General features: G+C 53.6%; 24 protein-coding genes and 1 other RNA gene. 20 read left to right on the top strand and 5 right to left on the bottom strand.

The window, feature by feature from the left end; genetic code table 11:
* Window positions 1–328: 328 nt before the first annotated feature.
* Window positions 329–805, bottom strand: coding sequence for a hypothetical protein (locus UCI88_RS05750; RefSeq protein WP_044503481.1), 477 nt, complete (start codon window positions 803–805; stop codon window positions 329–331).
* Between the two features lie 192 nt (window positions 806–997).
* Between UCI88_RS05750 and UCI88_RS05745 the strand changes: the two genes are divergently transcribed.
* Window positions 998–2,347: an MATE family efflux transporter gene (locus tag UCI88_RS05745; protein ID WP_256180365.1), complete on the top strand. Its 1,350-nt coding sequence runs from the start codon at window positions 998–1,000 to the stop codon at window positions 2,345–2,347.
* Window positions 2,348–2,411: 64 nt separating this feature from the next.
* Here UCI88_RS05745 and UCI88_RS05740 read toward each other — a convergent pair whose 3' ends face one another.
* The gene (locus tag UCI88_RS05740) at window positions 2,412–2,744 is read right to left on the bottom strand and encodes a winged helix-turn-helix transcriptional regulator (RefSeq protein ID WP_044503483.1); all 333 of its coding nucleotides are present in this window, start codon (window positions 2,742–2,744) and stop codon (window positions 2,412–2,414) included.
* Window positions 2,745–2,880: 136 nt separating this feature from the next.
* Between UCI88_RS05740 and trxA the strand changes: the two genes are divergently transcribed.
* Complete coding sequence (gene trxA / locus UCI88_RS05735) at window positions 2,881–3,198, top strand: thioredoxin (RefSeq protein WP_044503484.1); 318 nt, start codon at window positions 2,881–2,883, stop codon at window positions 3,196–3,198.
* A 6-nt stretch (window positions 3,199–3,204) separates the two neighbouring features.
* Entirely contained in the window at window positions 3,205–4,152 is a 948-nt protein-coding gene (locus UCI88_RS05730) for an NAD(P)/FAD-dependent oxidoreductase (RefSeq protein ID WP_302357504.1), read from the top strand.
* Between the two features lie 125 nt (window positions 4,153–4,277).
* On the opposite strand, the gene UCI88_RS05725 is transcribed toward UCI88_RS05730, so the two are convergent.
* On the bottom strand, window positions 4,278–5,840 hold the full coding sequence (locus UCI88_RS05725) for a nitrite/sulfite reductase (protein ID WP_256180367.1): 1,563 nt from the start codon (window positions 5,838–5,840) through the stop codon (window positions 4,278–4,280).
* 169 nt (window positions 5,841–6,009) lie between these two features.
* Between UCI88_RS05725 and UCI88_RS05720 the strand changes: the two genes are divergently transcribed.
* The 16 genes from UCI88_RS05720 (at window position 6,010) to UCI88_RS05645 (ending at window position 21,841) form a co-directional block, all read left to right on the top strand.
* Window positions 6,010–7,485: a sensor histidine kinase gene (locus tag UCI88_RS05720; protein WP_256180368.1), complete on the top strand. Its 1,476-nt coding sequence runs from the start codon at window positions 6,010–6,012 to the stop codon at window positions 7,483–7,485.
* Between the two features lies 1 nt (window position 7,486).
* Window positions 7,487–8,173, top strand: a complete 687-nt coding sequence (locus UCI88_RS05715) for a response regulator transcription factor (RefSeq protein WP_256180369.1) — start codon at window positions 7,487–7,489, stop codon at window positions 8,171–8,173.
* Between the two features lie 113 nt (window positions 8,174–8,286).
* On the top strand, window positions 8,287–9,828 hold the full coding sequence (locus UCI88_RS05710; protein ID WP_302357505.1) for an ArnT family glycosyltransferase: 1,542 nt from the start codon (window positions 8,287–8,289) through the stop codon (window positions 9,826–9,828).
* 109 nt (window positions 9,829–9,937) lie between these two features.
* The gene (locus UCI88_RS05705; protein ID WP_288160234.1) at window positions 9,938–10,243 is read left to right on the top strand and encodes a hypothetical protein; all 306 of its coding nucleotides are present in this window, start codon (window positions 9,938–9,940) and stop codon (window positions 10,241–10,243) included.
* A 129-nt stretch (window positions 10,244–10,372) separates the two neighbouring features.
* Window positions 10,373–11,062: a tRNA (adenine(22)-N(1))-methyltransferase gene (locus UCI88_RS05700; RefSeq protein ID WP_256180372.1), complete on the top strand. Its 690-nt coding sequence runs from the start codon at window positions 10,373–10,375 to the stop codon at window positions 11,060–11,062.
* Complete coding sequence (locus tag UCI88_RS05695; protein WP_256180373.1) at window positions 11,047–12,168, top strand: Nif3-like dinuclear metal center hexameric protein; 1,122 nt, start codon at window positions 11,047–11,049, stop codon at window positions 12,166–12,168. Before UCI88_RS05700 ends, UCI88_RS05695 begins: the two co-directional genes overlap by 16 nt.
* A 44-nt stretch (window positions 12,169–12,212) precedes the next feature.
* A complete protein-coding gene (gene thiE, locus UCI88_RS05690) occupies window positions 12,213–12,857 on the top strand; it encodes a thiamine phosphate synthase (RefSeq protein WP_065359515.1) in 645 nt (214 codons plus the stop codon).
* Between the two features lie 64 nt (window positions 12,858–12,921).
* Window positions 12,922–13,269, top strand: an RNA gene (rnpB, locus tag UCI88_RS05685) — RNase P RNA component class A.
* Window positions 13,270–13,436: 167 nt separating this feature from the next.
* A complete protein-coding gene (locus UCI88_RS05680) occupies window positions 13,437–14,663 on the top strand; it encodes an aspartate kinase (RefSeq protein WP_044503493.1) in 1,227 nt (408 codons plus the stop codon).
* A gap of 8 nt (window positions 14,664–14,671) precedes the next feature.
* A complete protein-coding gene (locus tag UCI88_RS05675; RefSeq protein WP_044503494.1) occupies window positions 14,672–14,971 on the top strand; it encodes a hypothetical protein in 300 nt (99 codons plus the stop codon).
* A gap of 52 nt (window positions 14,972–15,023) precedes the next feature.
* Window positions 15,024–15,386 (top strand): holo-ACP synthase, encoded by a 363-nt coding sequence (acpS, locus tag UCI88_RS05670; protein ID WP_256180374.1) that lies wholly within the window; start codon window positions 15,024–15,026, stop codon window positions 15,384–15,386.
* Window positions 15,387–15,423: 37 nt separating this feature from the next.
* Complete coding sequence (locus tag UCI88_RS05665; protein WP_256180375.1) at window positions 15,424–17,076, top strand: NAD(P)H-hydrate dehydratase; 1,653 nt, start codon at window positions 15,424–15,426, stop codon at window positions 17,074–17,076.
* A 1-nt stretch (window position 17,077) separates the two neighbouring features.
* Window positions 17,078–18,001 (top strand): ComEC/Rec2 family competence protein, encoded by a 924-nt coding sequence (locus UCI88_RS05660; protein ID WP_044503497.1) that lies wholly within the window; start codon window positions 17,078–17,080, stop codon window positions 17,999–18,001.
* Window positions 17,998–18,216: a DUF3006 domain-containing protein gene (locus UCI88_RS05655; protein WP_256180376.1), complete on the top strand. Its 219-nt coding sequence runs from the start codon at window positions 17,998–18,000 to the stop codon at window positions 18,214–18,216. Before UCI88_RS05660 ends, UCI88_RS05655 begins: the two co-directional genes overlap by 4 nt.
* A gap of 546 nt (window positions 18,217–18,762) precedes the next feature.
* Complete coding sequence (locus UCI88_RS05650; RefSeq protein ID WP_044503499.1) at window positions 18,763–20,103, top strand: S-layer homology domain-containing protein; 1,341 nt, start codon at window positions 18,763–18,765, stop codon at window positions 20,101–20,103.
* A gap of 448 nt (window positions 20,104–20,551) precedes the next feature.
* Window positions 20,552–21,841: an S-layer homology domain-containing protein gene (locus UCI88_RS05645; RefSeq protein WP_256180377.1), complete on the top strand. Its 1,290-nt coding sequence runs from the start codon at window positions 20,552–20,554 to the stop codon at window positions 21,839–21,841.
* A 191-nt stretch (window positions 21,842–22,032) separates the two neighbouring features.
* Here UCI88_RS05645 and UCI88_RS05640 read toward each other — a convergent pair whose 3' ends face one another.
* Window positions 22,033–23,376, bottom strand: coding sequence for an esterase-like activity of phytase family protein (locus UCI88_RS05640; RefSeq protein ID WP_256180378.1), 1,344 nt, complete (start codon window positions 23,374–23,376; stop codon window positions 22,033–22,035).
* A 137-nt stretch (window positions 23,377–23,513) separates the two neighbouring features.
* Here UCI88_RS05640 and UCI88_RS05635 point away from each other — a divergent pair, with 137 nt between their 5' ends.
* A complete protein-coding gene (locus UCI88_RS05635) occupies window positions 23,514–24,110 on the top strand; it encodes a class I SAM-dependent methyltransferase (RefSeq protein ID WP_044503501.1) in 597 nt (198 codons plus the stop codon).
* 4 nt (window positions 24,111–24,114) lie between these two features.
* Here UCI88_RS05635 and UCI88_RS05630 read toward each other — a convergent pair whose 3' ends face one another.
* Window positions 24,115–25,083 carry an epoxyqueuosine reductase gene (locus UCI88_RS05630; protein WP_256180379.1) on the bottom strand — a complete coding sequence of 323 codons (969 nt, stop codon included), beginning with the start codon at window positions 25,081–25,083 and terminating at the stop codon, window positions 24,115–24,117.
* Window positions 25,084–25,243: the final 160 nt, after the last annotated feature.

Below are 25,243 nucleotides of genomic sequence, written 5' to 3'. Positions count from 1 at the left end.
TGGGTACTAGTTTTTTATAACTGTCTTCACCATTAAGATATGCAGTGACAACTTTCAACTTAAATTCAGTACTGTATTTTACCATAAAAAACCGACCTCCTAAAGTTAGATTTTTAGGTCCAACTTTAGGGGGTCGGTTCAAACGCCTTTCGGACTCTTTTTTGCATCTCCGGAAACGGGTCGGCCCTGCCCTTCGGAGGCTTCCTTCAAAAAATGACAGCCCGGGATATATAAAAGTATGATTTCCGTAAGAAAGAGGGAAGGATGCCTGGTTCCGTGGCCGCCGGCGATGGGGCGATGAAACCGTAGTTTTGGCGTACCGGGTCCATCAGGGACAGCCTTTATATTTCCAATGATGGAGCTCATCGTGCAGGCTTTCTACGACGGCCTGCCGGGCCATATCGCCATAGACTAACTGGGTATGGGCTCCTTTTTTCCATATCGGCGACGACGGGAGCTTCCCGCCGGTGATGTGACCGGCCAGAAAATTTTTTAAGCGCCGGATGAACCACGCGGGCAGGCGTTTGTGGTACTTTCGGTAGCGAATAAAGATCTGGATGCGGTCGGGCATGATGCGAAAGCCTTCGACGACGGCGATTTTATTGTATTCTTTCATGAGGTCTAAGGCCTTGATTACGGCCTTGCCCGACGGGGAGGGCTGCCAGACGAGCTGGTCTTCGTCGGTGGCAACGGTCCCGAAAGGGGCTTTTCCGCTGCAGGCATAGAGGGTGATCAACTGGCCTCGGGGGACCGTCGAAAAAGGCGGCAGCCAGGAGGGGATCGGGGAAAATGCTTTTAGGGTCATGACGACACCTCCGTGAATTGAATGGTGTGACGGGCTGTCATTGCCTTTATTGTACACGTCCACTCTGAGAATACAATTAAGGGAAGATGTTCTCCTGTTAAAACCAAATTAGACCTTGTTTTTCCTGAATAAGGTGGTATAATAAAGCTATTTCACTTTAGGTTCTGTATACTGCAAAGAGAGGATGATTCCATGGTTCGCAGTATGACTTCCGGCAACCCGATCGGGCTGATCCTGGCCTTTACCGTGCCCTTATTGATCGGCAACGTCTTCCAGCAATTCTATAATATTGCCGACATCATCATCGTCGGCCGGACGATCGGCGTCAATGCCTTAGCGGCTGTCGGCGCCGTCGCCCCTGTCTATATGGCCGTTTTTGGCGTGACCATCGGTCTGTCGGCCGGTTTTTCGGTCATCGTCGGCCAGCGCTTCGGCGCCAAGGATATGGACGGCCTGCGCCGTTCTGTGGCGACATCGACGATGCTGGCCTTTGCCATTACCCTCATGGTTACGGCCGGTGTAAGCCTGGCCATGCCCCTTATCCTGCGGGTCATGAACATATCCGGTGTCCTCTATGACGATGCCTATCACTACATGATCATCATCGTTCTGGGACTCATGGCGATGATGGCCTACAATCTCTTGTCCAGCATTTGTAGAGCCTTAGGGGACAGTCGGACGCCCCTTTATTTTCTCATCGTATCGTCTCTCTTGAACATCGCCCTGGCCCTGTTGTTCATCGTCGTCTTCGGCTGGGGGGTACCGGGATCGGCCATCGCCTTGGTCATCGCCCAGGGCGTGTCAGCCGTCTTGTGCTTTGCCTTTATGAAAAAGCGGTTTCCCATGCTGCGCCTGACCCGCTCTGACTGGAAGTTTGATTGGGCCTTTGCCTGGCAGCACCTGCGCCTGGGCCTTCCCATGGCGGTCCAGTTCCTCATCATTTCCATGGGGATCTTGATCCTCCAATCGGTCTGCAACACCTTCGGACCGGAGACGATTGCCGGCTTCGTATCGGCGACGAAAATCGAACAGTTGGCCCTGCAGCCCATGATTTCCTTCGGCATTGCCATGGCCGTCTATTCGGCGCAGAACTACGGCGCCGGTAAGTTTGACCGCATCCGTATGGGCGTCCGCCAATGTTCCCTGGTCTCCCTGGCCTTCTGCGCGGCAGCGGCTGTTGCCATGTACTTTTACGGCCGCAACGTCATCGCCTTGTTCACGACCGTTCACGATGATATCCTCATGGAACAGGCTCTCCTTTATTTAAAGATGTCGGTCCCGTTCTATATTTTTTTGGGCCAAATCTTTGTCTACCGCAATGCCCTTCAGGGAATGGGCATTTCCAGCGTGCCTTTGATCAGCAGCCTGTTAGAACTCAGCGGCCGCAGCGTGTCGGCCTTGGTATTGGCTTCGATGTGGGGCTACTTCGGCATTTGCTGTGCCAGTCCGATTTGCTGGGTCATGGCGGCCTTGTTTACGGGCGGTTCCTACTATTGGGTCATGCACTCCATGAAGAATAAAAGGCGCTGCGTAATCGAATAGACCCTGTCGTCCTCGGACATAAAAAATCCCGTCTCCTTTTCTTGGGAGGCGGGATTCTTTTCGGTTAGAGATGTTTTTCACCCCAGTGCTTCAATTCCAGCAGGATGGGAATCATGGAGTGGGCTTTTTCGGTCAGGGAGTATTCGACGCGGACCGGCATTTCACGGTACTGTTTGCGTTCGATGAGGCCGTCTTCCTCCATTTCTTTTAAGGATTGGGCCAGCATCGTATTGGTAATGCCGTAGACGGCGCGGCGCAGTTCGCCGTAGCGCATGACGCCCTTGTCGTCGATGACGCAGAGCAAGAGGATTTTCCACTTGCCGCCGATGATATTTAAGACCTTTTTTAAGCCGCAGCCCTGGCCGGCGATATTTTCACAGATCGATTCGTGATTCATGGTATTCTTTCCTTTCGTAGTCCGTTTTTTCGTACTACCTCCAAAAAAACTTCGTACTTGATAAGTTTTACATACCATGTATAATATACGTATCAAAAGAAAAAATCAAGTCATTTACAGAAAGGTGGTCTTCCTCATGGAATACAAATTCACATCGGATAATTTTCAGCAAGAAGTCTTAGAAAGCAAAGAACCGGTCATGATCGACTTTTATGCCGATTGGTGCGGCCCGTGCCAGATGATGGGTCCTGTCGTCGCCAACTTTGCCGAAGAATATGCCGGCAAGGTCAAAATCGGCAAGGTCAACACCGATGCCGAACCGCAGTTGGCGAAGGATTACCAGGTCATGAGCATTCCGAACTTCGTCTTCATCAAAGACGGCAAGGTCGTTGACCAGGCCATCGGTGCCGTATCGGCTGATGCTTTGAAAGAAAAACTCGACGCACTCCTCTAAGTGGTTATGAAAGAAGGGAACGCCATGATTTATGATGTATTGATTCTCGGTGCCGGCCCGGCCGGGCTTGCGGCAGCCATCTATGCCGGCCGCAACAACCAGTCGGTCCTGCTCATCGAAAAGGGCCAGGACGGCGGTCAAATTTCGCTCACGGCAGATCTTGAAAACTATCCCGGCCAGATGCTGGAAGGGGAGAGCGGTATGTCTCTTTCCATGCGTATGGCTCAGCAGGCGAAGAACTTTGGCGTTACACGCGCCCTCGATTCGATCGTCGAAGCCAACCTTTCCGGTGACGTCAAGGAACTGGTGGGGAAATCCGATACGTATCGCGGCCGTACGGTCATCATCGCCTCCGGTGCCAACCATCGTCAGTTAGGGATTCCCAGTGAACCTGAGCTGGTCGGTCATGGCATTTCCTATTGTGCTACTTGTGATGCCGGCTTTTTCCGCGGCCTTGATGTCTACGTTGCCGGCGGCGGCGACAGTGCCGTCCAGGAAGCTATCTTCCTGACCCGCTTTGCCCGCAAGGTCACCGTCGTCCATCGCCGCCATGAACTGCGTGCCGTCCCGGCTTTGCAGGAACAGGCCTTTGCCAATGACAAACTGGATTTTATCTGGGATTCTGTCATCGACGATGCCGGCGGCGACGGCAAACTGCAGTGGCTTTCGGTGCGCAACGTCAAGACCGGCGAAACGACGAAAATCGAGGCACCTGCAGACGACGGCTTCATGGGCCTCTTCGTCTTCCTCGGCATCGTACCGGCGACGGATATGTTTGCCGACGTCCTGACCTTGAAAGACGGCTACATCGTGACCGATGAACAGATGCACACCAACATCCCCGGCGTCTTTGCCGCCGGCGATATCCGCTATAAATCGCTGCGGCAAGTCGTGACAGCCGCTGCCGACGGCGCCATTGCCGCCATGGAAGCTTACCATTACTTGAACCACTAATAGCGAAGGGCACGTTGACTGAAACTGGGTCAGCGTGCTTTTTTTGTTTTGCAGACAAAGATGCCCTGCAGCTGTCATGGCTGCAGGGCATCTTTGGTGAAACGCCTCTTTCTGAGCGTCTCGTTTTATTCGAAGGAGTTGATCAAAGCCAGGAGCTCTTCTTGATGGGCCGGATACCATTCACCATAAGGCTGGTTTGCTTTGAGGAGGGTTTCGTTCAAGGCCAGGAAGAAAGCCGGCAGGTTTTTCGAGGTAATCGTACCGATTTGTTCGGCGACGACGCCTTTTCCGAGGGCGTAACTTCCGCCGGCATAGATGTTGAAGGCCGGTTCCATGGCGTCGCCGACTTTTTTGGCAGCGCCGCGCAGGCCGAGGGCAGCCGTCTGCTGGACGGCACAGTTCGACGGACAGCCCGAGAAGTGGCATTTCGGCAGGAAATGGCTGTCGACGCCGCGGTCTTTCAAGGTTTTTGTGATTTCAGCCAGCATGCCGTGAGAGTCGCGCAGGCCTTGCTGGCAGACGGTGGCACCGATGCAGCTGACCGAGTGTTCGAAGGCCGTCGTCGCCGTATCACCCGCTGTGAGGGCAGCGACTTTCCGGGCTTCATCAGCCGTAAGGTTGATGATATACGCCGTTTCATCGGCATTGAGGCGGATTTCGGCGCCTTCTATCGTCGAGAGCAGCCCTAAGAGGTCTTTGAAAACGGACAACTTCGGCGTACCGCCTAAAGGCTTGTATTCGACGTGGTACAGGCCTTCTTGTTTCTGCTTGCGGATGCGGGGGTCGGCGAGGACCGTGTCGTCGGCACCGCTCTTGGCAAGGGCCGGTTCTTCGTCGATGGAGAAGTCGGGGATCCCTTCTTTGCGGGCTTTTTCGACAGCGTCGCGGACGGCCTTGCGGAAGGCGTCTTCGCCGAGCTGATCGAGGATGAAGCGGGACCGGTTCTTGGCCCGGTGTTCATAGTCGCCGTACTTCATGTAGACGTCGCGGCCGTAGCCTAAGATGTAGTAAGGGATGTCCATGGGATCGATGCCTTCGTCGATGAGGATGCCGAAGCGCGAGCCGTTGACGCCGAAGCCGCCGCCGGCGTAGACGTCGAAGGTGTGGTCCGGTCGAGCGACGAAGCCCAGGTCCTTGAAGGTCGCATGGCCTTCGTTGTCGCGGCCGCTGGAGAAGCTGATTTTATACTTGCGCGGCAGTTTGAAGACGGGAATGAGGTTGATGACGAAGTTGGCGGCGGCCTTAATATAAGGCGTCATGTTGAAATATTCGCCGGGAGCGATGCCGTGGAGCGGGCTGGCCGTGATATTTCGCGGGTTGTCGCCGCCGGCGCCGATGCAGTAGATGCCGTTCTCGAAACAGTCCTGGTAGAGGTCGAGGACGGATTGTTCGTTGAGATGATGGATCTGCAGGGCTTCACCGGTCGTGAAATGGACGAGGTCCGTATTGTATTTGTCGAGGGCTTCTTTCAAAAAAGCGATGTGAGCGCTGTCGATAGCCCCGCCGGAGAAGCGGAGGCGCAGCATGCTGCTGTTGGCGCCCCGTTCGCCGTAGCTGCCGAATTTGCCGGAAATGCCTTTATATTTTCCGGGCGGCAGTTCTTTGGCGTAAAAAGCCTGGGTCGCTTCGACGAATTGGGGGAAGCGGCTGCGTATTTCTTCCTTTGTTTCTGCTGTAATCTGAGTCATTTTTTAACCACCCCTTATAAAACAATGGATTTTTGTCTTATTATAACAGACTTTACCGGTCGGAGCAAAAAGAGAATTGCCGGAAAAATTGCATTTTCTTTCAAATTTGTTTAACCTATAGTTATAATATAGGCATTGACATAATCTTACATAAAATCAGGTGATGGGTATGCAGTTACGCGACTGGCCGCTGCGCAAACGGCTTTTGTTTTCTAATTTCATTATGATTTTTATTCCCGTCTTATTTACAGGTATCGTCAGCATCTTCATCCTGCTGGGTCTTCAATTCGGCAACATCAACCGGACCAGTATCATTTCCTTCGTTTGGCCGGAAAGCGGTCAGAATATGGCCATCCAGTTCGAGCTGAGCCGCCTTCGCGTCCGCTCCGACCGCTACGACGGTAATTTGGCGCCTTTGCTGCTGGTAGCCGATCACTTGGAGGACCAGGGTCTCAATGTGTCCATTTGGAAGGACGGACAAGATCTCTACGATACGGCCGGCATCGACGGGGATTACCTTCGCCGTCAGGTAACGGACGGTGAGCCCCGAGGCCACGCCAGCTTTTCTTGGACCGGCGAAGGCCTGCGCTTTTATTACGTGTCACCCCATACGGACGTCCATCTGGCCGTTTCCGGCGCCGTGCCCCTGTACCCCGAGTCGGAATTCATCGATTTATCTTCCAAAGAAATCTTGAAACTGGCCTTCTATGTCCTGGCTGTTTTGGCCATTTTGCTGACCGTTGCCGTCGGCATCGCCTTGTCGCGGTGGATGGCTCGCCAGATCGTCGAGCCCGTCGAACGGCTGCGGGACATGGCCGATGCCATCAGTCAGGGGGATCTCGACCACCCCGTGCCCATCGTGTCGCGCGATGAAATCGGCGATACGTGCCGGTCTTTTGAACAGATGCGGCTCCAGCTTCGTTCGGCTCGGGATACGCGGGAAAAGTACGATCAGAACCGCAAGGAACTCTTGGCCGGTATCTCTCACGACTTATCGACGCCCCTTACGAAAATCGAAGGCTACGCCAGCGGCATCGTCGACGGCATTGCCAATACGCCGGAAAAGAGACACCATTATTTGACCATGATCCAGGACACGTCGCGCCATATGGCAAAGTTGGTACAGACCTTGTTCCTCTTTTCGAAGCTCGATTTAGGGCAGATTCCCTTCCATTGGGAGACGGTTGACATCGGGGCCTACGTGGCCGACTATGTCGGGGAACAGGGGCCGCTCTATGAATCGCAAGGCCTTTCTGTCCGTTTCACCTCCGCCGTCGATAAGGCGGAGGCACGTCTGGACCGGAGTCAGTTCCAGCGGGTCCTTGAAAATATCCTCAGCAACAGTCTGAAATATAAGGATCAGGATAGGGGACAGGTGGAAGTGTCCCTTAAAGACGACGGCGACCAAGGCTGGCTCTTGACCGTTGCCGATGACGGCCGCGGCGTCGACGATGCTGATTTGACGAAAATCTTTGAAAGTTTTTATCGCAGCGATAAGGCTCGCAGCAATGTGGCGAAGGGCAGTGGTCTGGGGCTGGCTGTGGTGCAGCAGATCGTCCTTGCCATGGGCGGCACCATTTGGGCTCGCCATACAGAACCGAAGGGGCTCACCATCTGCATTCGATTCCCGAAAGGAGAGGCATAAGATGAAGCGGATTTTAATCATTGAAGACGACAAGGGCATTGCTGAATTGGAAAGGGACTACTTGGAAGCCAACGGCTTTGCCGTCGATATGGCGTTTGACGGCGATGCGGGGGAGCAGAAGGCCCTTCAGGAAGCCTATGACTTCATCATCCTCGACATCATGCTGCCCGGCCGGGACGGGTTCCAAATCTGCCGCACGATCCGCGAATCGAAGGATATTCCCATCATCCTCGTATCGGCCCGGCAGGAAGACATCGACAAGATACGGGGCCTGGGCCTCGGTGCCGACGACTACATCGTAAAGCCTTTCAGTCCCAACGAACTCGTGGCCCGTGTCAAGGCCCACCTGACCCGCTATGAACAATTGACGGCCCGCGAAGTACACCGTCATGCCCTCTGTTTTGACGGCCTTGAAATCGACGAAAGCGGCCATCGCGTCTTCGTGAGGGGGCAGGAAGTGAGCCTGCCCAATAAGGAATTTGAACTCCTCTTGTTCTTTGCCAAGAACCCGGGCATCGTCTTTAGCAAGGAAACCCTCTTTGACCGCGTCTGGGGCAGTGAAGCCCTGGGCGAAACGGCGACGGTATCGGTCCACGTCAACCGCATCCGCGAAAAAATCGAAGAAGATACGGCCAAACCCCGCTATATTGAAACGGTCTGGGGCGCCGGCTACCGCTTCCACGGATAGAAAGCGATTTTTATAGATCCTTCCCGGTTTATTGTCAGTCTGTTCAAACTTTGTTTAACTTTCCTCCCTATACTGTAGCCATCATCACCGATGTATAGAAAGGAAAGGATACCATGGAGACTTATCAGACGAAACATGAAACGCAGGGGTTGATTTCCCTCGTCCAACGGCTCTGGCAAAGAGTCCTGTCACAACCGGCTGTCGTCCTCGCCGTCATGACGGCCATCCTTTGTTTTGCTGCCAATCACTTGCTGGTCGTTACCGACCCTGTCGAATCGAATTACGCCTTGACGGCCAAGGAAATGCTGGCTTCGGGCGACTATGTTTCGCCTCGCATTTTTGGCAATTATTGGTACGATAAACCGATTTTCTTTTATTGGGAACTCATGGCCGCTTTTAAACTATTCGGCATCAGCAACTTTGCGGCCCGCTTCTTCCCGGCCCTCTTCGGCGTTGCCGGCATCCTCTTGGCCTACGCCTTTACGGCCCGGCTCTACGACAAGAAAACGGGATTTTTCACGGGTCTCATCCTGTTGACGACGGCCGAATATTTCTACCTGTCCAAGGCCATCATCACCGATATGACCTTGTTCGTCTTCTATTCGGCCTGCCTCATGGCCTTTTATATCGCCTACAGTGAAAAACGGCCGGCCTTTTATTATGCAGCCTACGCCTTTGCCGGTCTCTCCGTTTTGACCAAAGGCCCTATCGGACTCTTGCAGCCGGGGCTCATTATCCTGCTGTTCCTCTTATGGCGCCGCGATTTAAAAGCCTTGCTGCACCTTAAAATGATTTCCGGGCTAATGCTCTTTTTGGCCATCACAGCCATTTGGTATGTCCCCATGTACCTCGTGCACGGCAGTGATTTTATCAGCCAGTTCATCGGCGTCCACAACGTCCTGCGGGCGACCGTATCGGAACATCCGCGATACGACGTCTGGTATTATTACAGCGCCATCTTTTTAGTCGGTTTCATCCCCTGGGTCTTTACCCTGCCTCTGGCTTGGCGCGACTACGGCCTTACCCGGAAAATGGCAGCCCTTTGGAAGGAAAAGAAAGTGCGCCTTCCGGCCCTTTCTATGAAGACTCAGTTCCTCCTCGTCTGGGCGGTCACGATTTTCGTCACCTACCAGTTCATGGCGACGAAGTACATGACCTACACCTTCCCGTACATGATTCCCATTGCCATCGGCTTTGCGTCCTATTTGAAGAAATACGACCGCTTCGTCGTCAACCTGGCCGGCATCGTCCTGGCCCTTTACGTCGCCGTGACCTACCTGGTCATCATTCCTCAGTGCCAGCAGGCTTCGGCTTACGGCGTCTCCCAGATCGTCCGCACCGTAGCCGATGACCAGACGACAGTCGTCATGTACGGCGGCCGCTATTCCGTGTCCCAGACGTATTACTCCGGCCATCGGGCTTACCGCTTAGCCACAGCGGAACGAATCCGTGAGCTCCTGCCCGGAGACATCAGCTGGAATGCGAAAAATGTCATGCCTTTCATGGCTATCGAAGACCTGGCCGACCACGACAAGGTCCTGGCCCTGGTCAATGACCGCGAGGAAGCCCACTTCCTGCAGGAAGTTCCCGGCCATTGGAAATGGATCGGTCAAAAAGGCGTCTGGGTCGTTTACCAAAAAGAAAGCGATTTGTAGTCCCCTTGGAATGGCCTTGTGACTGAATTGTAAAGGCCGGCGCGTATACTATAGTCAATCTTAAATGAAGGGATTGATATCTATGAAAAAGTTTCAGAATATAGTACGCATGGCGTTAGTATTGGCTGTTACGACGGCAACCTTCAGCGGCGCTGCCCTGACGGCCCAGGCTGCAGAACCGAGACCGTACGATCAGCAGTGGGAACAGCACGATAACGACCGCAATCGTGACAACCACAACGATAAGAACCACAAAAACGACAAAAATCACAAGAAATACAAGAACGACAAGAAGTACAAGAACGATTGGAAAGAAAAAGAAAATCCTAAAAAAGATGTCGACCAGGCCAACCGTAAAGCCAATATCGCCATCGGCGTCGCGGCTATCGCAACGATCGTCGCCTTGTCGAAATAAGGTCGATTCCAAGACTGTCCATATCGGGCAGTCTTTTTTTGTGCCCGGAACCTTTGGGGGCCGTCCTTGTCAAGGGGCGGTCCGATGGGTATAATAAAATAGTATATAACGATAAAGGATGTGTTTGTTATGCAATTGACGCCGCGCCTGGAGGCGGCCGTGTCTCTGATTCCTAAGGGGACGGTCATCGCCGATATCGGGACCGACCATGCTTATATTCCGGTCCATACCTGTGAAACGGGGTGGTGCCCGTCAGCCATTGCCGCCGATATCGTGCCGGGACCGCTGGCGGCGGCCAAGGCTCATGTGGCCGGTGCCGGCCTTTCGGACCGTATCGACTGCCGCCTCGGTGACGGCCTGACCTGCGTTGAAACAGGGGAAGCGGACGGCGCCGTCATCTGCGGCATGGGCGGTTCCTTGATGATCAAAATCCTGCACCAGTCCTATGACCTCTGGCAGTCCTTGAAGTTCGTCGTCCTCCAGCCTCAAAGCGACAGCGGCGACCTGCGGCGCTTTCTCTATGAAGCGGGCTGGCATATCGAAGACGAAAAAATGGTCATCGACGACGGCCGCCTCTACGAGCTGCTGCGGGCCGTGCCGGGAAAGGCAGAGGCTTTGCCGGACTGGCAGTATGAACTGGGGCCCGTCAATTGGCAGCGCCGCGACGGACTCCTCGTCCGCAAGATCGAGATCCTCATGGAGACGAAGGGGCGCATTTTAGCGGGCCTCAAGAAGAGCCGCCGCGACCTGCACGTTCAAATTGAAGCATTAGAAAAGGACTTATCCTTTTGGAGGGACATGAAATGTCAGTTACAGTAGGTGAAATCGTAAAGGTATTGAATATCTGGGCGCCCTTATCGCTGAAAGAGTCGTGGGACAATCCGGGCCTGCTCATCGGAAATCCCGATGAAACCGTCGATAAGGTCTTGGTGACCCTGGACGTCATGATGGACAACGTCGACTATGCCATTGAACAAGGCGTGAAATTGATCGTCAGCCATCATCCGGTCATCTTCGACGGTCTGAAATCGCTGCGGACCGATACGTACAACGGGGCCATGTACCAAAAGCTCCTGGCCCATCACATCGCCGTCTACAGCGCCCATACCAATCTCGACAGCGCCGACGGCGGCGTCAATGACGTCTTGGCTACTTTATTGGGCCTTACGGACATCGAAGGCTTGGTGCCCGTTTCCGAAGACAAACTCTATAAAATCGCCGTCTACGTCCCGGAAAGCCACGGCGACGCCCTGCGCAAGGCCTTGGCTGACAGCGGCGCCGGCTATATCGGAAAGTACAGTGACTGTTCCTTTACGACGAAGGGCGAAGGGCGGTTCAAAGCTCATGAAGGGGCGAATCCCTTTATTGGCACCGTCGGAAAAGTGGAAACGGCAGCGGAAGAACGGATTGAAACCATCGTTCCTGAAAGGGGCCTCAAAAAGGTGCTTCAGGCTATGATAGCGGCTCATCCCTATGAAGAACCGGCCTACGACATCTATCCCTTGAAAAATAGTGGCCATGCCTTCACCATGGGCCGTGTCGGCAATTGGCCGACGCCGGAACCGGCCATGGCCGTCCTCCAAAAGATAAAGGACCTCCTCCACCGCGACGCCTTGTCCTATGCCGGCAATACGGATGTGACCGTTCGCCGCGTCGCCCTCCTCGGCGGCGGTGGGGCCGGCTTCATCAAAATGGCAAAAAATGCCGGGGCCGACCTCTACCTTACGGGGGACGTCAAATACCACGACGCCCAGGAAGCCTTTAAGCAGGGCCTCGTCGTCGTCGACGGCGGCCACTTCGGTACGGAATCGCCTGTCGTCGACGACCTTTGCCGGAGACTTCAGGCCGCGTCAGAAGAACGGCAGTGGGGCATCGACTGTCAGCGCGACCCGACGTCGCAGGATATGATCCGGTATTTAATTTAACGGTTCCTATAAGAGCCGATGATGATAAGGAAGGTAGCTGTACTATGACTAAAGAAGACCATGTAAAACACTTATTAGAAGACCCGGTCTATGCCATCATGGGCAATGAAGAACTCTGTTTGGGCCGGAGCAATATCGACGTCGCCAAGGGGCTGATTGAAGCCGGCGTTACCATCATCCAGTATCGGGAAAAGCATAAAAAATGGCGTGCTAAATACGAAGAAGCTAAGGCCATTGCCAACCTCTGCCATGAAAAAGGCGTGACCTTCATCATGAATGATTCGACGGATCTTGCCATCGCCTGCGGGGCCGACGGCATCCACGTCGGACAAGACGATGCGCCGGTCGAAGTCGTCCGCCAATTGGCAGGGCCCGACGTCTTTATCGGCGTTTCGACGAATACCGTCGACGAAATGAAACAGGCCCTGGCCGACGGTGCCGATTACGTCGGCTTCGGCCCCATGTTCCCGACCCAATCGAAGGCCGATGCCGATGACGTCGTAAGCGGCGAAGCCAAGGCCTTTGCCTTAACGTTCAGCCTGCCCGTCGTCACCATCGGCGGCATCAGCCTGGACAATATCCGCAGTATCTATGATGAAGGCTTCCGTTCCTTTGCCATGATTTCAGCCATCGTCGGCAAGGAAGACATGACCAAGGCCGTCGCCGACATCCGCCGTATCTTGCAGTAACGGCATAACAAGGCCGACGGTGGTCATTGACGGCAATCGGAAAATATGATATTCTATAAGACGTTGAGTATGAAAGGCAATCGCTAGTGCTTCGGCATTAGAGGAAAGTCCGAGCTCCGCAGGGCAGGATGCCGGCTAACGGCCGGCGAAGGTGACTTTAGGGACAGTGCCACAGAAATGTGTACCGCCACGCAAGTGGTAAGGGTGGAACGGTGCGGTAAGAGCGCACCAGCGGTACAGTAATGTGCCGGCTAGGTAAACCCCATCTGGAGCAAGACCGAATAGGGAAGGGATGAAGCGGCCCGCTGATCTTCCGGGTTGTGTCGCTTGAACATGCTGGCAACAGTATGTCTAGATAGATGATTGCTGCTGCGCAAGCAGTACAAAACTCGGCTTACTGATTACTCATCATTATAGGAATACAAGGGACTGTTGCGTGACATGACAGCATGCGGCAGTCCCTTTACATTTATGGCCGTCCATGATATTATTGCAATAAGTGGTTTTTATGGGCCTCAACCATAAGAATGAATTACCACGGCAAGGAATACTTAAACAAACAAAAGCGAGGGATTTAAGTTGGCATTAATCGTTAAGAAGTTTGGCGGCAGCTCTGTCGCTACGCCGGACAAAATGCGTGCTATTGTGCAACGGGTCTTGAAAGGGAAAAAGCCTGAAGACAAAATCGTCATCGTCGTCTCTGCCATGGGGGATACGACGGATGATTTAGTAGCCTTAGCAAAGCAGATTACCTCTAAGGCTTACGGCCGTGAAATGGATATGCTCCTGACGACGGGCGAACAGGTTTCGATCGCCCTCATGGCCATGGCCTTCCAAGAAGCCGGTCAGAAGGCCGTCTCCTTTACGGGGGCTCAGGCAGGCATCAAGACCAGCGATGCTTTCAACAAGGGCCGTATTCTGGCTTTGAAGCCGGCCCGTATCATGAAGGCACTGGAACAAGATAATATCGTCGTCGTTGCCGGTTTCCAGGGCATTACCGGTCATGGTGACATCACAACCCTCGGCCGAGGCGGTTCCGATACGACAGCCGTCGCCATTGCCGGCGCTATCCACGCTGATGTTTGTGAAATCTATACCGACGTTGACGGCGTATACACGTCCGATCCCCGTGTCGTTCCCAATGCTAGAAAAATCGATCAGATCACATACGGCGAAATGCTGGAAATGGCGAAACTCGGCGCCGGTGTCATGCAGCCCCGGGCCGTCGAAATGGGCAGCCGCTTCGGCGTTCCCATTTACGTGCGCTCGACTTTTTCGGAAGATGAAGGAACTATGATACAGGAGGATTGCTCTATGGAAGTCAAACAATATCTCATCCGCGGCGTCGCTTCGGATAAAAATGTTGCTAAAATCACCGTTCTCGGGATTCCCAATAAACCGGGGTTTGCTTATCGCGTCTTTTCTGAATTGGCAGAAAAGAACGTCGACGTCGACATGATCGTTCAGAGCGTCCGCTATGCCAACGAAGGCGTTACGGATATTACCTTTACCATTGCCCGCACGGATTTGGAAGAAGCCGAATCGGTCTTCCATGCCCTGCGCACGGAAATGCCGGTTGAAGACATCATCATCGACGACAAGATGGCTAAGGTTTCCGTCGTCGGCGCCGGTATGGCCGGTCACCCGGGCATTGCTGCCGGCATGTTCGGCGTCCTCAGCGACAATGACATCAACATCGAAATTATTTCTACGTCGGAAATCAGTATTACCTGCCTCATTGCGGAAGAAGTCGTCGATTCGGCGGTCAAAGCCATTCATCAGCACTTCTTCGACGAAGAAGACTAGGGGGATCCATGTCTGTATTGGATAGCTTTACCGAAGAAATGCTGCAGTCTGAACTGCCCAAGCGAGTGACCTTGGAGCGGCTCATTCACGGGCTGGAAGTCGAGAAGCCGCCGAAGTTTTCCATTCCGGCACCGAAATATACCTTTGAAACGAATTTACATGGCTTTCGGTACGATTACCAGCATCAAACTGTTACGATTTCTTATAAAGTAGCCCACGGCCTTCACGATGATATGACCGTGTCCTTTACGACCTTTCGGGTCTTGCTGGAAGGGCTGGGGGTCTGTATCCGAATGCAGAAGTGGTAGTTAACGTTGCCGCAGTTCCTGAGGGGATTGCGGCTCTTTTTTTGGAGGAATTATGCGCTGCGGAACGGATATGGTACAAATCAGCCGCATGGATGATTTAGTGCGGCGTCACGGCACGTCGCTGCATCGATTCTTTACGGAACAGGAACTGTCCTACTGCCAGCGTGGCGGGTCGTGGCGGATGGAGTCCCTGGCCGGCATCTTTGCGGCTAAAGAGGCCTTGTTCAAGGCCTTGGGAACGGGTTTTCGTCGGGGAAAATGGACCGACGTCGAAGTCGTTCACGATGAATGGGGGGCGCCGCAGTTTTGCTGTTACGGTTTCTATGCCGAAGCCGTGCGGGAAAAAAGCTGTCAGCCGCCGTCCCTGTCCATTGCTCATGACGGGGACTATGCCGTCGCTTTCGTCGTCCTGTAAGGGCGATACGATTTAGGATTTAGAAGGGAGCCAGGCCATGAAAAAAATAAATACAGCCGCCCAGATGCGGCAAATGGATTATGAAGCCATGCACGGAATATACGCGATAGCACCGGCGGTACTCATGGAAAACGCCGGTCGGGCCGTTGCCGAACGGGCCGAAAAATGGATCGAAGGCTGGGACGGCAAAGACGTCGTTATCTTTTGCGGTAAGGGCAATAACGGCGGTGACGGCTTCGTCATCGCCCGCTATATCTTAGCGGCCGGAGCCAGAGCCTATGTCTACATCTTAGGCGATGACGGTGATTACAGCGACGAAGCGCGGCAGCATCTGCATACCTTACGGGAGCTGGCAGATGACGAAACGTGTCTCCTCCTTTCGGCGCCGGAAAGTCAAGCCGATTGGCAGCTCTTGCGAAAACGGCTCCACGCCTCGTCCATCGTCATCGATGCCATGGTCGGAACGGGCTTTCACGGCAGCCTGCGCCAACCTGTAGCAGCCATCGTAGCGGAAATCAACGTGGCCTCTGCCGTCGGGGCGGTGACGGTCATCGCCGTCGACATGCCGACCGGCGTCAATGCCGACACGGGCGTCGTCAGCCATGGCGACGACGAAGAAGACGGACCCCTCTTTGCCGACATGACGGTCACCTTCGGTGTCTTGAAACGAGGCCTTTCCCTCTATCCCGGACGGGCCTGCGCCGGCCATATCGAAGTCGATTCCATCGGCATGCCCGGGCCGCTCCTATACGGTGCCAACGACGATGCCGTCTATTTACTGCAGCAGTCGGACATCGCGGAAATCGTCGTGCCCCGCAGCCCCGACAGCCATAAGGGCAGTCACGGGACGATCGCCGTCGTCACCGGCAGCAGCCAAATGGCAGGAGCCGCCCTCATGGCCGCTCACGGAGCCGTCCGCAGCGGTGCCGGGAAAGTCTTCCTCCGCGTACCCGGTAAGGTCGGGCCTTACTGTATCGGTGTCCAGCCGGAAGTCATGGTCAAAAGTGTCGGGACCGGCGACTCTTTTACGGCAGAGGACGCCGAGTCCATCATCGAAGAAAGCCGGAACTGGTCGGTATTGGCCATGGGTCCCGGCATGGGGAAGGATGACCGGACGCGGGAATTCTTGAAGCGCGTCTTAGCCGGAACGACGTGCCCCGTCGTCCTCGACGCCGACGCCTTGAACCTCTTGGCCGGTGAAAAGGAATTCATCCGTTCCCTGGGACAGGGACTCATCGTGACGCCCCACTTGGCAGAATTTTCCCGCCTCAGCGGATTGTCCCTGGATGACATCAAAGAGGACCTCATCGGAACGGCTCGGGCCTTTGCGGCAGACTGGAAGGTCAACCTGGTCCTCAAAGGGGCGCCGACCCTCATCGTGTCGGCCAAGACGGGCAACGTCTACGTCAACCCGACGGGCAATGCCGGCATGGCCTGCGGCGGTATGGGCGATATACTGACCGGTATGATTGCCGCCATGACGGCCCATCAGGGCATGAGCGATCTTTGCAGTGCCGCCTGTGCCGGCGTCTATCTCCACGGTGCCGCCGGCGACGCCTGCCGAAAAGACCGCGGCCCTTACGGCTTTACGCCCATGGAAACGGCCGATGCCGTGCCGGGGGTCTTAGGAGACCTCGAAGAAAATTTGGCCCTGCCTATTCTGCAGCAGCCCTTAATTGGAGGCAAGTAAGTTGAAGAAACGAAGATTTTTATTATTTCCCGTAACCCTGTTATTGACCTGTATGCTCATCCTCGCCGGTTGTGCCAACAGCCTTACGTCCATGGCTTCTTCCGGGGCCAGTGCCGTCCAGTCCCTGACCGATTCTGATAAAGACCTGAAGGTGTCGGTCCTGAACGTCGGCCAGGCTGATGCGACCCTCATCCAGTATAAGGGCCAAAATATGCTCATCGACACAGGCGACGTCGACAGCCGCGATTCTTTGGTACAGCAACTGAAAGAGCGCAACGTAAAAGAACTCGACGCCATTATCATCACCCATCCTCACGGCGACCACATGGGCGGCATGGCAGCCTTATTTAAAGCCTTTCCCATCAAGCAGATTTACGATAACGGACAGGTAGCCAACACGGTCATGTACCGCAACTACTTAAAGAACATCAAGGCCAAGCAGATCCCCTACAAAGTATTGAAGAAAGGGGACAGCCTGACCCTTGGCGATGACGTCGTCTTTACGGTCCTTTCGCCGGGTACGATTTTCACCAAGGAGAATACGACCGGTGTCTCGGAAAGCGGTTTGACCAATGACAATTCCATTGTCTGCAAGATGACCTACGGCAAGTTCTCCATGCTGTTCACCGGCGACGCCCAAAAGGAAGTCGAGCAGCAGCTCCTCAAAGAGGACATCAAGGCCGATATCCTGAAAGTCGGCCACCACGGCAGCAAGACGTCGTCGTCCGATGCCTTCGTGAAGGCCGTAGCCCCTAAGGCGGCGACCATTTCCTGCGGCGTCAATAATTCCTATAAGTTCCCGCATGAACCGACCTTGAAGACCCTTCAGAAATATCATGTCGACGTATACAGAACGGACCGCAACGGCGTCATTACCATCAAGACCGACGGTTCGTCGTACAGCATTGAAAAGGAGCATGAATGATGAAAAAAGAACTCATCGGCAGCATCGACCGCATTACGGAACAGACAGCCTATATCCTCTTGAATGATGATGAGCATGAACTCCAATTTCCCGTCGAACTCCTGCCCGAAGGGGCCGATGAAGGCATGGTCTTTACTCTGACCATCGAGCGCAACGAAGCGGAGGAACAGAAGTTGGCCGACGAAATCGCCGAGCTCCGCAGCAGTCTGCAGTAAAATCCATAGTCGAGAACGCCCGTTGAGAAGCGAGATACCTTCTCAACGGGCGTTTTTTTCTGTTATGGGAGAGGCGGATATGTTAGCCGCTGAATGATGCGGTGCATCCGATTAAAACGAAATGAAATTGTAAAAAATGAAATACTTTCTTACTATGCATACGAAATTGACAAATATGGCATAAAATGAATAAATAAACATAAAATGAATGGATATGTAAAATTACTAAGCTGTAAATCGTAAAAAGTTAGTAAATTCACAAAATAAAATGGCTCAATGAAGCCAATGTTTAAAAATAAAGAAATTTTTCACGAAAGACGTTACTTTGACAGGGTAAAAACTAAAATGTATAATAATTACAGTGAGTGTGGTGCGCAGGCAGGCAGCACTCGCCCGATAGAGCCGACAAACAGTGTGATTCAAGGCAGTAAAAGAGAGGAAACTAGGACAACTCGCCAATGAACCCTTGAAGAATACGTTTCGACACTCGCCTGTAACGGTGTAAGGCTTACAGAAACTTCATCTTATCGAAAAGGGGTTATACTCATGAAATCCAAAGTATTAGCAGCTCTCGTAGCAACCATGGCCGTTGGCGCAACTTGTGCTTTCGCAGCGAACCCGTTTGTCGACGTACCGTCCGACAGCTGGGCTTACAAATCCGTCGTAGAATTGGCTGACGCCGGCATCATCCAGGGTGTTGACGGTGAACATTTCCAGGGCCAGCGCAACATCACTCGTTACGAAGCCGCTGAAATGGTCGCCAAAGCTATGGCTCACATGGACAAAGCTTCTGTCGAACAGCGTGCCCTCATCAACAAATTGGCTGATGAATTCGCTGACGAACTCAACAACCTCGGCGTTCGCGTAAGCGCTCTCGAAAACCGCGTCGGCAACGTTAAACTGACCGGTGACGCTCGTGTTCGCTATCGTTACCAGAAAGACAGCAAAGAAAACGACGCTTCTTGGGATTATCGTGTTCGCCTCCGCGCTAATGCTATGGTCAACAAAAACACGAAGGTTACCTATGGCATCAGCACCGGCAACCATGCCTTCTCTGACAATGGCAAAGCTGAAGATGAAAACGACATCTTATCGGATATCGCTAAAGTCGACTACAACTTCGGCGGCGGCGACTGGACTCTCAGCGTAGGCCGTACGGACAAATACGTTATCGGCGGTTCTAAAGGTTATGGCTACAACTACGGCGATATCTTCGACCGCGCTGAATTGAAGTACAGCGGCGACAGCTTCATGGCTACGGCCGGCTACGGTAAATTTAAGGCTGGCGGTGTTGCAGGTCTTGCAGCTGATCCGTTGAGAACAGTCTTGCCGGAAGGTCTTGACGGCACCAAGACGGCTTACGGCGTCATCGAAGGCCGCTTCGGCAACGGCACGGCTATCGGCGGTTACTACAACACCTTCGACAACGATGAATACAATGCGATTGTAAGAGGTACGGAACTCGATTACCTCTGGGGTGCTTATGCAAGCTTCAACTTCGGCAAAGACTGGAACCTCCTCGGTAACTACGAACGCGTCAACTACAACAGCAATATCTCCACCTCTAAAGTTCGCAGCGACGAAGATTCCGCTGCCGTTTGGATCGGCCGCCTGACCTACGGCAAAGCTGTCATGGCTACGCCGAAGACATGGGACGCTTGGGTTGAATACCTCAACGCTGAAGACGGTGCATACATCGGCGGTTCCACCAACTCCTGGAGATGGGGCAAACTGGATAACCTCGAATCCTGGGGTGCCGGCATCGACTACACCTTCGCGAAAAACGCTCAGTTCCAGGTCATGCAGTCCTTCGCTTCGAAAGTTAAAGACGGCGACGGCAGCGATCCGGAAGAACAGACGCGTGCTCAGTTCGTATTCGCATTCTAATCCTTCCTCATCAAGGAACTTACCAAGACCACTCAGAAATGGGTGGTCTTTTTTTGTGCGGACAACGCCTGTGAAAGCCTTGACGAATATCGCATAAAATGAATCAACCAAGATGGATGAGCCTGTACTTGGATGTAACGTGCAAAAAAAGTTAGTAAATTCACAAATTAAAATGGCGTATTGAAGCCGATATTTAGAAATAAAGGGATTTTTTACAAGATACTTTGACAGGTTAGAATACAAAATGTATACTCATTACAAAGAGTGTTGTGCCAAGGCAGGCAGCACGTGACCCGTAGGGCAGACAACGGTGTGATTCAAGGCCGTAACAGAGAGGCAACCGGGATAACTCGCCAAGGGACCCTTGAAGCATATGTGTTGACACGCGCCCGTGACGGGGGAAGGCTTACAGAAATTTCATTTTACATCGAAAGGGAGGTTACTACTTATGAAAGCCAAAGTATTCGCAGCTCTTGCCGCGGCCATGGCCGTTGGCGCAGCCTGTGCTTTTGCAGCGAACCCGTTTGTCGACGTACCGTCCGACAGCTGGGCTTATCAATCCGTCGTTGAATTGGCTGACGCCGGCATCATCCAGGGCGTTGACGGGGAACACTTCCAGGGCCAGCGTAACATCACCCGTTACGAAGCCGCTGAAATGGTCGCCAAAGCCATGGCTCACATGGACAAAGCTTCTGTCGAACAGCGCGCCCTCATCAACAAATTGGCTGATGAATTTGCTGACGAACTCAACAGCCTCGGCGTCCGCGTAAGCGCTCTCGAAAACCGCGTCGGCAGCGTGAAACTGACCGGGGACGCTCGTTTTCGGTATCGGTATCAGAAAAACAACAAAGAAAACGATAAATCTTGGGATTATCGTATTCGCCTCCGCGCTAATGCACAGGTCAACGACCGCACCAAGGTTACGTACGGTATCAGCAGCACGTACCACTCCTTCGCAGATAATGGCGCCGCTGAAGATGAAAATGATATCGTGACCGATATCGCTAAAGTAGACTATAATTTTGGCGGCAAGGCTTGGAACCTCAGCGTCGGCCGTACGGATCGGTATGTCATCGGCGGCAACAACTCCTATGGCTATAACTACGGCGATATCTTCGACCGCGCGGAATTGGCGTACAAGGGCGACCGCTTCAAAGCTGCGGCCGGCTACGGTAAATTGAAGAAGGGACGCCTGGCAGGGTCCGGCACGGTGGAAGGCGCCAAGACGGGGTACGGTCTCATCGAAGGTTCCTTCGGCAACGGCACGGCTGTCGGTACGTACTACAATTCCTTCCAGGACACCAACCTCGATGATCTCTGGGGTGCTTATGCAAGCTTCCTCTTCGGCCGGGACTGGAAACTCCTCGCGAACTACGAACGGGTCAGCTATGACAAGGCTATCTCTACGGCACGGGGCAACGAAGATTCGGCCGGCGTTTGGATCGGCCGCTTGACTTACGGCAAGGCCGTCATGGCTAGGCCCAAGACTTGGGATGTTTGGGTTGAATACATCAATGCTCAGGACGGGGCCTATGCGGTGGGGGCTTTTGGTGCCACCAGCTCTTGGAGACGGATCGGCAAATTGGATAACCTCGAATCCTGGGGGGCCGGCATCGACTATACCTTCGCGAAAAACGCTCAGTTCCAGGTCGGGCAGTCCTTCGCTTCGAAAGTGAAAGACGGCGACGGCAAAGATCCGGAAGAACTGACGCGAGCCCAGTTCGTCTTCGTATTCTAATCCTTCTCCACCGTGAATCTTATAAAGACCACTCAGAAATGGGCGGTCTTTTTTGCGCTGTCAGGGCCTTGTTTTTCGTGGAAGACGCCGGCAGCGGATATCGCTCTTGGGGGAGGGGGACATAAAAAAACGCAGCTACATGACGTGGCTGCGTTTTTCATCTCACCCGTTTGGAGGCGGCTGATTCTTTCTTATAAGGCTTTCGGCAGGGTAAAGAACCAAATCTGGCTTTCCTGTTCCGTCGGAGCGTTCTTCTTGAGGCTGATCTTGACCTTATGGACTTTATTGTCTTTATTGTAGATCATGGCTTTTTTGTCGCTGTCGTAGGTGTAGTCCGAAACTTCCGGATCGGCGACGGCCGAATCTTTGACATCGATGTCCATGCCGAAGTCATTGTCGTTGACGACGGCGAGGGTCTGGCGGTCCGGCAAGAGGGCCAGGCCTTCGGCTTTTTCGATGTTCCAGCCATTTGCACGCAGGTCGAGGACCAGTTCTTTCTTAGCCGGTACGATCTTGCCGTCCAGGCGGCCGTATTCGAGATCGCCGTTATCGCCAATGGGGGTCGCGCCGTTGAGGTCTACTTTGTAGATCAGGTTCTGCATTTCGCCGTGCTGTTTGCCCTGTTCGATCATGAGGAACTGGCCCTTGCCGATGGACGTGATATCGCCGATTTTGGCAGCGCCGGTGTTCTTATAGCCCGTGTCGACGGGATAGGCATACATGGTCGTTTCTTTTGTAATCGGATCGAATTCGACGATGCGCGTATATTTGGCCGTCTTGGCCGTTTTGCCATCGACGTTTAAGGGGCTTTGGATGAGGGCAAAGACGTGGCCCTTTTCATCGACCGTCAGGCCTTCACTGCCGCGGTTGGGGACGCGGTCGGCTAAAATCTTGGGCAGGCCCATGCCGGGGCCGTATTTTTCAAGGATATTGCCTTTTTTATCGACTTTAGCGATGAAGGGTCCATATTCGTCACTGATCCAGAAATTGCCGTCCTTATCGAGGGCCAGGCCTTCCGTATCGAGACCGTTTCTGTCGGTACCGAGGTCATTCATCTTGAAGTCCAGGGCGACTTCATTGGTCGAACCGGTCAGGCCCGACGGAATCGGTTTGCCGCTGATGGGCTTGCCGTTTACTTTCAAGGGGATGGAAGAAATGATATCGGCCCGGTCTTTAGCCGGATTGACCTTGATGACACCGATGCTGGGCGTGAAGTTCGGCGTCGGGAAGAATTTCCCGGACATCTTTTTGCCGTCTTTGACGTACGTCGGGATGTCGCCGTTAGGGCCGCGGTCGGTGATGGCGTAGAATTCCATCGTGCCGTCGGCTTTGACCGATTTCAGGGCCAGGGCCGAGCCGTAGCCGGGATTGATGTGATGGTTAAAGGCTTTTTCATTTCCCTTATACGGGAGCTGATAGGCATCAGCATGGACGATGTAGGCCGTCGGTTCGACGTCCTTGGCACTCAGGGCCAGGCTTCCCATGGCGGTAAGGGTCAGCCCTAAAGCGAGCCAGCGTTTCCATTGTTTTTTCATAGTGATCATGCACCTCCTGCATATTTCAACCCATTGTATCAAGACGTCATCAATGTTTTGTGATGAACGGGTAAGGGCTGTGTAAAAACGAGGATGGTGTATAATGGTAGCAAAGGCATTGAAAAGGAGACAGGGACATGACGGAACAAGAATGGGAACAACTTTTACAAATCAAGACGGCCGGCCGGGACGACAGTCACGCTGACGGCGAGCATCATCCCTATGAGCCGACGGACTACGGTGTCCTTGAAAAATTGGCCAACAGCGGCTCTATCCGCAAGAAGGATACCCTTATCGACTATGGCAGCGGCAAAGGAAGGGTCAGTATCTTCATGACCTATCAGACCGGATGCCGCTCTATCGGCATCGAATACGACGAACGGTTGTGGCAGAAAGCCCTGGTCAACGCCAAGAGTCCGGCAGCTCGAAATAAGGTGTCCTTTATCCTGGCCGATGCAGCGGTGTATGACCTGCCGGATGAAGCCGACTGCTGTTTCTTCTTCAACCCCTTTGCCCTGCACACCCTGAAAAGGGTCCTGGGGAAGATCTTCGATTCTTTGCAGCGTCGGCCGCGGCGGCTGCGAATCTTCTTTTACTATCCTTATGAAGACGTGGAAGATTTTCTCAGCCACCACCTGCGCCTCGTGGCAGAAGACCCGATCGACTGCAGCGACCTCTTTGGCGGCGATGCGAAAGAAAAAATCCTCGTATATCGCGTGCGAGAGGAGCTGTAAGACCTTAGCGATTTTGCTGATTCCGGAGATAACGGGCCGCACTGCACCGCAGGGTATCGAGTTCATCCGATTGGATATGGTCGTCGCATAGCGGCAGGATCTGATCTTGCAAGACGGAATCCGGCGCCGTTTTCAGCCTTTCCGGGTCCAGCCAGGGAAAGGCGAGATTTACTTTTTCCGGAGTCTCCTTTTCCGGTTTGGCAGCGGGAATGCGGTTGTAAGGGCAGGCATTTTGACAGGCATCACAGCCGACGACCCAAGACCCCATGGCTTTTTCAGGCAGCGCAGGCGGCAGTTGGCTTTTGCCGAAGGTATTCCAAAAAGAGACGCACTTCAAAGGATTCATGGTAAAGGGGGCTGAAAGAGCCCGAGTCGGGCAATGGTCCTGACAGAGGCGGCATTGAGGGGCGCAGGGCTTCAGGTCGTGATGTTGGTGGAGTTCACAGGACGCATCGATGACGAAGCCTTCGAGCATGACGAAGGAGCCCTTCTCGGTATAGAGAAAGTTGTTTTTCCGGATAATGCCCAAGCCGGCCTTCATGGCGGCATGACGAAGGCCGCCGATTTGAAGGTGGGAGCTTTTTTCGCCGCCTTCCCAGCGGATGCCTTCTGCCGTCAGCCAGTCGGTAAAGGCGTCTTTCTTCCGGAGTCCTTCATCGTCGAGGGATACTTGCGGGGCGAGAAAGAAGGCCCGAGCGTATTTCCCTTCAAGGGACTCGGGCAGGCGGTATCGGCCGAGCCACCACGTACAAATGATGACCGATTTAGCCCAGGGGAAGCGCTGTTTCGTTTTCATTCCGGGCCCTATGCGTTCATAAAAGGGGCGGCTCGTCGGTTCCTTTTCCAGTCGCTCTTGGAAGCGTTCCAGGTATTCATCCATCTCGTCGATGGCGATGATGCCGCAGTCGTCGTAGCCGGAAAGCAGGGCCTGTTGATAGATTTTTTCAGCAAGCAGAGACGGGGAGGTAGTCATAGGAGACTCCTTTCTGATAAAAAAAATAAACCACTTGGTCTATGAACCGACCCCCTAAAGTTGGACCTAAAAATCTAACTTTAGGAGGTCGGTTTTTTATGGTAAAATACAGTACTGAATTTAAGTTGAAAGTTGTCACTGCATATCTTAATGGTGAAGA

It is taken from the genome of Megasphaera massiliensis (genome assembly GCF_036305205.1).
GTDB classification, from domain to species: domain Bacteria; phylum Bacillota; class Negativicutes; order Veillonellales; family Megasphaeraceae; genus Megasphaera; species Megasphaera massiliensis.
Note: the sequence above shows the minus strand (reverse complement) of the source record. Positions and strands in the feature narration are given on the sequence as shown.

What these genes read in the sequence shown, in the direction of transcription:
- UCI88_RS05695 (WP_256180373.1), top strand. Translation starts at nt 11,047, where the DNA reads ATGTCAGTTACAGTAGGTGAAATCGTAAAGGTATTGAATATCTGGGCG.
- UCI88_RS05630 (WP_256180379.1), bottom strand. Translation starts at nt 25,083, where the DNA reads ATGACTACCTCCCCGTCTCTGCTTGCTGAAAAAATCTATCAACAGGCC.
- UCI88_RS05675 (WP_044503494.1), top strand. Translation starts at nt 14,672, where the DNA reads ATGTCTGTATTGGATAGCTTTACCGAAGAAATGCTGCAGTCTGAACTG.
- UCI88_RS05720 (WP_256180368.1), top strand. Translation starts at nt 6,010, where the DNA reads ATGCAGTTACGCGACTGGCCGCTGCGCAAACGGCTTTTGTTTTCTAAT.
- acpS (WP_256180374.1), top strand. Translation starts at nt 15,024, where the DNA reads ATGCGCTGCGGAACGGATATGGTACAAATCAGCCGCATGGATGATTTA.
- UCI88_RS05635 (WP_044503501.1), top strand. Translation starts at nt 23,514, where the DNA reads ATGACGGAACAAGAATGGGAACAACTTTTACAAATCAAGACGGCCGGC.
- UCI88_RS05750 (WP_044503481.1), bottom strand. Translation starts at nt 805, where the DNA reads ATGACCCTAAAAGCATTTTCCCCGATCCCCTCCTGGCTGCCGCCTTTT.
- UCI88_RS05715 (WP_256180369.1), top strand. Translation starts at nt 7,487, where the DNA reads ATGAAGCGGATTTTAATCATTGAAGACGACAAGGGCATTGCTGAATTG.
- UCI88_RS05650 (WP_044503499.1), top strand. Translation starts at nt 18,763, where the DNA reads ATGAAATCCAAAGTATTAGCAGCTCTCGTAGCAACCATGGCCGTTGGC.
- UCI88_RS05730 (WP_302357504.1), top strand. Translation starts at nt 3,205, where the DNA reads ATGAAAGAAGGGAACGCCATGATTTATGATGTATTGATTCTCGGTGCC.
- trxA (WP_044503484.1), top strand. Translation starts at nt 2,881, where the DNA reads ATGGAATACAAATTCACATCGGATAATTTTCAGCAAGAAGTCTTAGAA.
- UCI88_RS05700 (WP_256180372.1), top strand. Translation starts at nt 10,373, where the DNA reads ATGCAATTGACGCCGCGCCTGGAGGCGGCCGTGTCTCTGATTCCTAAG.
- thiE (WP_065359515.1), top strand. Translation starts at nt 12,213, where the DNA reads ATGACTAAAGAAGACCATGTAAAACACTTATTAGAAGACCCGGTCTAT.
- UCI88_RS05705 (WP_288160234.1), top strand. Translation starts at nt 9,938, where the DNA reads ATGGCGTTAGTATTGGCTGTTACGACGGCAACCTTCAGCGGCGCTGCC.
- UCI88_RS05665 (WP_256180375.1), top strand. Translation starts at nt 15,424, where the DNA reads ATGAAAAAAATAAATACAGCCGCCCAGATGCGGCAAATGGATTATGAA.
- UCI88_RS05645 (WP_256180377.1), top strand. Translation starts at nt 20,552, where the DNA reads ATGAAAGCCAAAGTATTCGCAGCTCTTGCCGCGGCCATGGCCGTTGGC.
- UCI88_RS05725 (WP_256180367.1), bottom strand. Translation starts at nt 5,840, where the DNA reads ATGACTCAGATTACAGCAGAAACAAAGGAAGAAATACGCAGCCGCTTC.
- UCI88_RS05655 (WP_256180376.1), top strand. Translation starts at nt 17,998, where the DNA reads ATGATGAAAAAAGAACTCATCGGCAGCATCGACCGCATTACGGAACAG.
- UCI88_RS05710 (WP_302357505.1), top strand. Translation starts at nt 8,287, where the DNA reads ATGGAGACTTATCAGACGAAACATGAAACGCAGGGGTTGATTTCCCTC.
- UCI88_RS05745 (WP_256180365.1), top strand. Translation starts at nt 998, where the DNA reads ATGGTTCGCAGTATGACTTCCGGCAACCCGATCGGGCTGATCCTGGCC.
- UCI88_RS05740 (WP_044503483.1), bottom strand. Translation starts at nt 2,744, where the DNA reads ATGAATCACGAATCGATCTGTGAAAATATCGCCGGCCAGGGCTGCGGC.
- UCI88_RS05640 (WP_256180378.1), bottom strand. Translation starts at nt 23,376, where the DNA reads ATGAAAAAACAATGGAAACGCTGGCTCGCTTTAGGGCTGACCCTTACC.